A 9,054-nucleotide genomic window follows, 5' to 3' on the forward strand; every position below is an offset into this window, starting at 1 on the left:
AAAAAACCGCTTCTTGGTTCCAGTTGTCAAAGAACGGTGTTTCTAGAAATAATTGCGACACAGTCTGCATTAGTCAATAGTGCTTAGTCATTAATCTTAACTCTTCTTCCCTTTATCTTCAACTTTCCTTTTGCAAACAAATCTATCGCTTTCGGGTACAGCTTGTGTTCCTGTTCCAGTATCCTTTTGGACAGAGTTTCTGCCGTGTCGCCTTCAAGGACAGGGACTGCGGCTTGAGCGATAATGGGGCCGGCATCCATTTCGAGAACTACAAAATGTACTGTACAGCCTGCTACTTTTACGCCGTAATCCAAAGCATCTTTTTGACCGTGAGTTCCCGAAAAAGAAGGAAGCAGTGCAGGGTGAATATTTATTATTTTATTTTCAAATTTTCCTATAAGGTGGTCGGTAAGCAAACGCATGTAGCCGGCAAGACATACGAGACCTGCTTTATTTTCTTCCAGGATCTTAACTATTGCATTTTCGTGAAGTTCTCTTGAGGAGTAAAGTTTGGGATCGACGAAAACAGCTTTTATTCCGTTTTTTCTTGCTCTTTCGAGCGCGAAGGCATCTTTTTTATCAGAGATTACAACAACAACTTCGGCTTCTATTTCTCCTTTTTCAGAGGCATCAATAATTGATTGTAAATTGGTGCCGCCGCCTGAAGCCAGAACCCCTACCCTTAATTTTGCCATTAAGACAATATCCTTCTTTTCATTTTGATTATAGAACACTTCGGATTCAACCGGAAATCTTATAAAATTTCACCTTACAAACCTTATAAACTTTATAAACCTTAAGAACCTGCGATAGCGTCCTGTTTTTCCGCAGAAATCTCAAGAAACTTACCCATCGCTCTGAATTTTTTATATCTAAATTCCACCAGTTCATCTTTATTCAGCTTCATTAACTCTTTTAAGGACTTTCTGATAACATCTTTTATATTTTTAGACATTAGATCGTGATCCCTATGCGCGCCGCCCGCAGGTTCTTTTATAATTTCATCAATAACACCTTGTTCAAGCAGATCCTGGGCAGTCATCTTTAAAACCACGGAGGCATCAGCCGACCTTGAAGAATCTTTCCAGAGAATGGCGGCACAACCTTCAGGAGAAATCACCGAATAAACGGCATTTTCCAGCATAAATATTTTATCGCCTATGGCTATACCTAATGCTCCTCCGCTCCCGCCTTCACCATGTACTATAACTATAATAGGAGTTCTGGCTCCGCTTAATTCTTTTAGATTTCTGGCAATTGCTTCCGCCTGACCTCTTTCTTCCGCACCGATACCGGGGAAAGCTCCCGGGGTATCTACAAAAGTAATTACAGGCCGGTTAAAACGTTCCGCCATCTGAATAATCCTTAAAGCTTTTCTGTAGCCTTCAGGATTTGCCATACCAAAGTTTCGATATATATGATCTTTTGTTTCTTTACCTTTCTGAAGGCCAACCACCATTACAGGAGTACCTTCAAAAAAAGCTAACCCGCCTACAACAGCAGGATCATCCCTGAAAAGCCTGTCCCCGTGAAGAGGAATAAAATCATCAAAAACTTTCTGAATATAATCCAAAGTCCTGGGTCTTTTGAGATTCTTCGCAACCTGCATTCTCTGCCATGGAGAAAGCTTCTCATAGACCTCTTTTTTCATATGTTCAGCTTTGTCTTCAAGCTTCTTAATTTCTTCCGAAAAGTCTATCTCTTTACTCTCGGTAAATTTTTTAAGCTCATCTATCTTTTTTTCAAGCTCAATAATAGATTTTTCAAAATCCATCCTAAAATCACTCACAAGCTTTGCTCCTCTAAAAACACTGTATTTATTACTAGACTTTTACATTCTGCTTATACAGACCTTACCATCCGTCCAAAAGTCCATAACGTCTTACACTAATGTAGTATTTAATGTATATGAACCTCTGCGGACTTATCCTCCAAAAAAGATTGGCGGACAGGCTGTCCGGAGTTTCGGCGAATGGAATTCAATTTATTATTCATGCCGCATTCATCCATGGAGTTACCTCCGTGGTTTTCTGCGGCATATTCGCCATAAAAACTCCAAAATGCAAACCTAGCGCCTATACCAGCACCTAGCACCTGTTTTTTTTAGAAATAATTCGTATAATCTATTCTTAAATTTCTTACATAATTCACTGGATCTCCGGTCAAGCCTTTAATATCAACTTCTATTCTCAGCTCCGGCGCAAAGGCGTATCTGAAACCCAGGTTCAAACTGTTAGTGGTCAGAGAAGTAGCATCGTTATATTCAAGAAGCACAGCAAAATCAGGGTTTAACATTACTGTCGCACCGGCAAAAATACCAAGGTCATTACTTAGATTGAAATTTGTCCAAATATTATGATTGTTAATACCGCCATTAAGGTTAATGATTCCCAGCTGTTTTGTAACAACAGCATAAGCACCTATGGGCCTGACTGAATATGCAGAATTACCTGCAATATAAAAACCAAAAGCTTGAGGTTCATAACCTACCGCAAGTGCCGGAAAAGCCGCTGAATCTTCAATTAATCTGAGTTTTGCAAGTACTTTGGGTTCTCTTCCTGTTATAGTACCAACACCAATAACATTATCAAGATTAAATGTAGCGCCAATCATAAAAGTGTTTGCAAAACCAACCCAGGCTCTTGTTAAAACCCCGCCGCTTTCATAAAATCTCATATGGAAGTTATACATTCCACGGAGTAATGTATTGCTCGTGGGAGTATCAACTATATCAATATTAGGTGTGTTTTGGACTGAGGATTCCGCAAACAAAGGCGAAATAGCCATTACCAATAGAACAGCACAAACAATCTTTTTCATCTTATCCCTCCTTAAAGGTAGTTTGAAACTCTTTAATAAGCTTAGTTTATCAAATATATGCTGTTTTGTAAAGCCCTTTACCATTCAAAACCTCAGGTAAATGGCCATAAACCCGGCATAAATATCAGATTATACCCAAAATCCGAAGTAGAAATCAAAGAACACACCACAATATGTGAAGCTAAACTGGAAAGGAAGTAAAGATTACTTCAACCTATTAATAATACTTGCAGTATAACCTGCACCGAAACCGTTATCTATGTTTACAGTGACTACATTGGAAGCACATGAGTTTAACATCGTTAAAAGGGCCGAAACTCCGCCGAAATTGGCACCATAGCCGACGCTTGTAGGAACAGCAATAACAGGTTTATCTACCAACCCGCCTACAACACTGGGGAGTGCTCCCTCCATTCCCGCGACAGCAACAATTACTTTTGCTTCCCTTATTTTCTCGTAATGACTGAACAACCTGTGTATCCCGGCTACTCCTACGTCATATATCCTTACAACATTACTTCCGGTTGCTTCCGCAGTAACGGCAGCTTCTTCGGCAACGGGAATATCTGAAGTCCCTGCTGTTAAAACAGCCACAAGACCTGTTTTTTTAATTTCTTTAGAAGGATTCTTTATAAGAATGGTCCTTCCAAGTTTGTTAAACTCCGCTTTTTTTCCAAATGCACATCGAACTGATTTAAAGACATTTTCATTTGCACGGGTTCCCAGACAATAACCGGAATTCTTAAATATCTCTTTCATAATTGCAACTATCTGTAAACTTGTTTTTCCCTGGCAAAACACCACTTCAGGAAAGCCTGAGCGCATAGCGCGATGCGTGTCTATATTTGCAAAATCAAGGGCTTTGATAGGCAAATGTTTAAAAGCTTCGGCGGCTTTGGACACACTGAGTTTTCCGCTCCTTACCTGCTCTAGTATTTTATTTACGTCAAACGCGCGCATACATACCTCGATCTATCTGTTGTAAGATAGCATGAAAATCCTGTAGAGTTTCCATTTTATTTGCCAACGGGCGAAGGTGCTTGATGCCTTTCATCCCTTTAAAATACCAGAGAATATGTTTTCGGAACTCTCGTATTCCCGTTCTTTCACCTTTATACTCCGCCATGTGGTCGCCATGATGTCTTGCTATTTCAAGGCGCTCAGCTTCCGTCGGAGGAACAGGAGGTTTGCCGCTATTAATATAAGAGATCGTCTCACGGAATAACCAGGGATTACCGAGGCAAGCCCGACCTATCATTACAGCGTCACAACCTGTTTCCTCAAGCATTCTTACAGCATCCATAGCATTATGAATATCTCCGCTTCCTATTACCGGGATATTTACGGCTTTTTTAACTTTGCCTATCAGACTCCAGTCTGCCTTGCCGCCAAAACCCTGACATCTGGTGCGAGGATGAAGAGTTACGGCAGATACACCGCAATCTTCCGCAATCTTAGCCAGTTCCGGAGCATTTTTATTCGCATTATCCCAACCGCTTCTTATCTTAACGGTGACGGGGACCAATGAATTTTTAACCACGGTAGTAACTATTTCTTTGAACTTAACACTATCTTTGAGCAGAGCAGCACCGGAATCACTCCGCATTACCTTGCGGACGGAACAACCGCAATTTATGTCTATTATATCAGCTTTATTTGATAACATGTAAGCCGCTTTGCCCAGGGAGGAGGGTTTGCCCCCGAATATCTGTAATACAACAGGACGTTCCTTATCCACAATGTCAGCTATCAGCTTAGTATTCTTCCCGTCTCTTATCAAACCTTCCGCGCTGATCATTTCAGAATATAAAAGACCGGCGCCCATAGCTTTAATAATACCCCGAAAAGGGATATCAGTTATACCGGCCATGGGCGCCAGGAAGATATTATTCTTCGTTATTACATTTCCTATTTTTACGCTTTTGGTTTGCATGCGTCCGACGGACAAACATTGGCGCAAGCACCGCAATCCGTGCATTTTTCAGGATCAATAGTGTAAATAGGATCCCCTTCAGCGATAGCCTCTACCGGACATTCCGGTTTGCAAGCCCCGCAAGCTACGCATTCTGCAGTGATGATATAAGCCATTTCTACTTCCTCCCTTTCTAATAAGATTTCACTGATTACAAAACTTCCGGATTCCACTGATACATAATATGGTCCGGTGTTTATAACCAATTTACATTCTATTTGAGATTACTTAAAATTCTATGTTTTTTTCTATAAGTTCAAGAGGATTTACATCCACTCCAAAGATCCAGATACCCCAGTGCAGATGCGCACCCGTTGATACACCGGTACTGCCTACTTTTCCGATAACCTCGCCTTTCTCAACCTTAGCCCCTTCTTTTGCTACAAGAGCGGACATATGGTAGTAGACACTTATTACACCCTGCCCGTGATTCAGTACAATTGTATTTCCCGTAAGTATATGATTCCTTGAAAGAACAACCACGGCATCATTGGCAGCTTTAACTTCCACACCTTCATCAGCTGCAATATCTAGACCTCTGTGCACACCGCCTGCATTACCGTTAACGGTCCTGCCCGTGCCGTACTCCGTAGAGATCCGGCCTTCAACAGGCTTAATAAAATTACCGGACCAGTATCTTTCCTCAGTTAATGCAGCTATGGCCTTGACCAGAATCTCGCCCTGTTTCTTTGTTTCTTCACTCGTTACCAATTTGCTTTTTTCTATACTTATTTTTTCACTTTTTACTACCCGGCCCCCCACTTCTACGAATTGTCCGGTCGCAACACCGTTTACAACCACCTCATACTTTCCGCCTATATCCCACCAAGTGGGCACACCCACAAGGACTCCTTTTGAAACACCGTCCTTGCCGTCATAAAGCGCAAAAACCGATTTCTTAATCTGCACGCGTTTCGCAGTTTTATCAAATACCTTTATTACCAGAATACTACCGTGTGTAACATTAGTAGAAGATATTTCAACTTTTGGCGCCGGCGCAATATTCTCAGCCGAAAAACAATAGCCCGTTAAAAATAATACGAGCAAAAAGCTTGTCATGAAGTTATTTTTTTTAAAGCTTCCAGGTATTTCTCCGAAGTTTTCCTGATTATATCCTCAGGAAGGTCCGGTGCAGGCGGTTTCTTATTCCATTTTTTCTCGATAAGATAATCCCGGACAAACTGCTTATCAAAGCTTGGCTGCGCACCACCCGGTTTATACTGATCCTTCGGCCAGAATCTTGAAGAATCAGGCGTGAGTATTTCATCTATCAGGATTAGCTTGTCTTTATCCATTCCAAATTCAAATTTGGTATCTGCAATGATCAAACCTTTTTTCTCCGCTATTTGCGACGCCTTTTCATAAACCGCAACAGCTTTCTGCCTGAGTTCATTTGCCAATTTCTCGCCTATCATTTTTACAACATCTTCAAATGTTATATTTTCATCATGGACACCAACTTCTGCTTTAGATGTCGGGGTGAATATAGGCTCCGGTAATTTGTCTGATTCCACCAGCCCGTCTGGCAGTTTTATACCGCAGATAGAACCGCTTTTTTGATATTCTGTCCATCCTGATCCTGAGAGATAGCCTCTAACAATACATTCTACCATCACAGGTTTAACATTTTTTACTACCATTATTCTGTTTTCAAGTTCTTTGGAATATTTAGTTAAAGCAGGAAACTCTGAAACTTCTGTAGAAATAAGGTGATTTGGGATAATGTCGGAGACTTTATTGAACCAATACTTTGAGATTTGAGTCAATACCTTTCCTTTTTCATGAATTCCCTGACTAAAAACAACATCAAAAGCTGATAGTCTGTCCGTAGCAACAATCAGCAATTTACCGTCAAGTTCATAAATATCACGCACTTTGCCTTTTTTTATAAATTTAAGGTCAGGATATTTTGTTTCAAGTATTACCGCCATTTTAGGCTCCTTCACTGAAAATATTCATTATGATAGAGGGTATAATACCATATTTCAAGGTATTATATCAAGAAAACTGGTCAGAAAATCAGAAGCAGAACACACGCCATTATTGAAATGCATAATATTGATATTTAAAGCGGACAAAAAACAGAAATATTTATTTTATCACACCGATTCGTCGAATCTCTCTGACTTGCGAAGTTCCATCCGCAGGTCTTGCAACAAGCTCACAGATATACATACCGTTTGCGACTGTACTTCCTCCGCCATTTTTTCCATCCCAGACGAATTCATTAGTATAACCGTATGCCAGACCGATTCCTCCCGCTCCTCCGGATGTAAAGTTTTGTTTTAGCACCATATCCCCGGAAAGAGTATAAATACGAAGTTCAACATCAGAGTCCTTGGTCAGTACATATACAACTTTTGTGCTTTCTTTTCCCGCTGAAAAAGGATTAGGATAATTTGTAAGACCTGAAAGAGTTCCATCAGGCACGACATACGCCAACACAGCATAAACACCGGCTCTACTTATAGCAGCACTTACTTTATTTTTTAAAGTATCAAGTTCAAACCCCGATATAACAATCTCCCATTTATTCGAAACGCTGCTGAGTTTAAATATTCTTAAACTGTTTACCGGAACAACAGTACTGTCAACTATTCCGTCGCTATTTGCATCAGCATAGGTAAATGATATTTGAGCAGTAATCAAAGAATCAGTAATAGCAGTATTTGTCGAATCAAGAACATCGAGAGTATACACTGAACTGTTTCCGGGAAGGACTTTTAATAGAGGATCTCCGACTGCAAAAGCATTTGCCTTATTTATAGAGTCTCCTGCCGCCGAAGAGATAGAAACACTGGTATTATCCGCCAGAGTAGAGCTTAAAATTACAGCAACTTTTGTATCGAGTGAAACAATATTCTTTCTGTCAATTTTAAAATTAAAGGTCTCCGTACTGAATCTTGTAACCAACTGAGTATCCAGTGCTTCAATTTTCCAGTAATATGTTATTCCATCAGTTAACTTTGACAGCAATTTTTCCGCAGCTACTACTCCGGTTATCACTGTTTCACCGGCAAAATTAGAGTTAACCGAGTAATGCACTTTAAATTGAGTAATTGTATCTCCCAGACCGCTGTCAGGATCTCCGTTGTTTTGCCATGCAAGAGTCGGAGTATCATCGCTTAAGACCGCCCCTGTTAGAGGAGTAAGCAAAGAGAAAACTTTAGGGGCTTGATTAGAATTATTGATAGTAAAATTTGAACCGGAAAAAGACTCACCTGTAAGCTGAGGGGATCCATTGTCCAGAGCGATTACCTTCACTCTATATTGATTTCCATTCACGTGATTCCCTGTAACCCATGAATAGCTTAAACCTGTTAAACCTGTAACGACTGTAGTAGAATAAGAAATCCCGCCATCTGAAGAGAGCTTAATATCATAAGTATGGCTATCAGGTCCATTAACATCTGTCATAGTCCAGGAGATAGTTTGAGCATTTGAAAAACTACCTCCACCGGTAAAAGTAGTAAGTGTCACTACCGGAGCTTCATTGGCATTATTGACAGCAAAAACCGAGTTTGAGAGGTCTTCTCCTGTCACTCCTTTTCCATCTACACCTATAACCTTAATCTTACAAAAGCCTGAATTAACGTAGACCATTGTATCCAAGGATAAAGACTGGGGCGAACCCGAAGGCGCAGCCCCTGAAGCAAGTGTTACAGGGTAAGTAGCACCGTTGTCCTGTGAAAGTTTTACGGTAAAGGCTGATAACGCGTATGCACCGCCGTCAGGATCATTATATGTCCAGGTTATATTCTGCGTACCGCTCCATCCCTCCCCTCCGTTTGGAGCAGTCACTGTTACCGTAGGGGCGTTATCCGCGTAAATAACCCTTACCAAAGAATCCGGACTAAAACTTTCTCCGTCAAAAGTCGCGAGTACTTTCCAATTCCATGTCCCATATGCAAGAGACGAGGATACAGTATATGATGTGGTGCCGCTTCCCTGCGCTATACTCGAATATGTTATTATACTTCCCGACGTAAAGTCAGCGGTAGTAGACAGAAGCAACCGATAACTGACTGTACTATCATCACTTACATTTCCCCAGCTAAATACCGGGGTCGTTGAGGTCACAGACAGATCTTCCGGAGCAGAAACTACAGGGGCACTGGCAGCATTTTTAATAGAGAAGACCGCATTTGAGATATCCTCTCCTGTTATTCCTTTCCCGTCAACTCCGGTAATTTTTATCTTACATAAAACTGAGTTGTTGTAAGATCTGGTATCCAAAACCAAAGTCTGGGGAGATCCGGAAG

General features: G+C 40.9%; 9 protein-coding genes. All 9 read right to left on the reverse strand.

Annotated features, from left to right (window positions below):
* Positions 1-83 precede the first annotated feature (83 nt).
* Complete coding sequence (locus tag A2536_03080; protein OGF48138.1) at positions 84-695, reverse strand: phosphoribosylglycinamide formyltransferase; 612 nt, start codon at positions 693-695, stop codon at positions 84-86.
* A gap of 101 nt (positions 696-796) precedes the next feature.
* Complete coding sequence (locus A2536_03085; protein ID OGF48139.1) at positions 797-1,774, reverse strand: acetyl-CoA carboxylase carboxyltransferase subunit alpha; 978 nt, start codon at positions 1,772-1,774, stop codon at positions 797-799.
* 329 nt (positions 1,775-2,103) lie between these two features.
* The gene (locus A2536_03090) at positions 2,104-2,820 is read right to left on the reverse strand and encodes a hypothetical protein (GenBank protein OGF48140.1); all 717 of its coding nucleotides are present in this window, start codon (positions 2,818-2,820) and stop codon (positions 2,104-2,106) included.
* Positions 2,821-3,024: 204 nt separating this feature from the next.
* Entirely contained in the window at positions 3,025-3,780 is a 756-nt protein-coding gene (locus A2536_03095; protein ID OGF48141.1) for a 1-(5-phosphoribosyl)-5-amino-4-imidazole-carboxylate carboxylase, read from the reverse strand.
* Positions 3,767-4,753, reverse strand: coding sequence for a tRNA dihydrouridine synthase DusB (locus A2536_03100; protein OGF48142.1), 987 nt, complete (start codon positions 4,751-4,753; stop codon positions 3,767-3,769). Before A2536_03100 ends, A2536_03095 begins: the two co-directional genes overlap by 14 nt.
* The gene (locus tag A2536_03105) at positions 4,735-4,908 is read right to left on the reverse strand and encodes a 4Fe-4S ferredoxin (protein ID OGF48146.1); all 174 of its coding nucleotides are present in this window, start codon (positions 4,906-4,908) and stop codon (positions 4,735-4,737) included. The genes A2536_03100 and A2536_03105 overlap by 19 nt, the downstream gene beginning before the upstream one ends.
* Before the next feature lie 112 nt (positions 4,909-5,020).
* The gene (locus A2536_03110) at positions 5,021-5,851 is read right to left on the reverse strand and encodes a hypothetical protein (protein ID OGF48143.1); all 831 of its coding nucleotides are present in this window, start codon (positions 5,849-5,851) and stop codon (positions 5,021-5,023) included.
* A complete protein-coding gene (locus tag A2536_03115) occupies positions 5,848-6,723 on the reverse strand; it encodes a phosphoribosylaminoimidazolesuccinocarboxamide synthase (GenBank protein ID OGF48144.1) in 876 nt (291 codons plus the stop codon). Before A2536_03115 ends, A2536_03110 begins: the two co-directional genes overlap by 4 nt.
* 160 nt (positions 6,724-6,883) lie before the next feature.
* Complete coding sequence (locus A2536_03120; protein OGF48145.1) at positions 6,884-9,034, reverse strand: hypothetical protein; 2,151 nt, start codon at positions 9,032-9,034, stop codon at positions 6,884-6,886.
* Positions 9,035-9,054 lie beyond the last annotated feature (20 nt).

The sequence above is a fragment of the Candidatus Firestonebacteria bacterium RIFOXYD2_FULL_39_29 genome (genome assembly GCA_001778375.1).
In the GTDB taxonomy this organism is placed as follows: domain Bacteria; phylum Oederibacteriota; class D2-FULL-39-29; order D2-FULL-39-29; family D2-FULL-39-29; genus D2-FULL-39-29.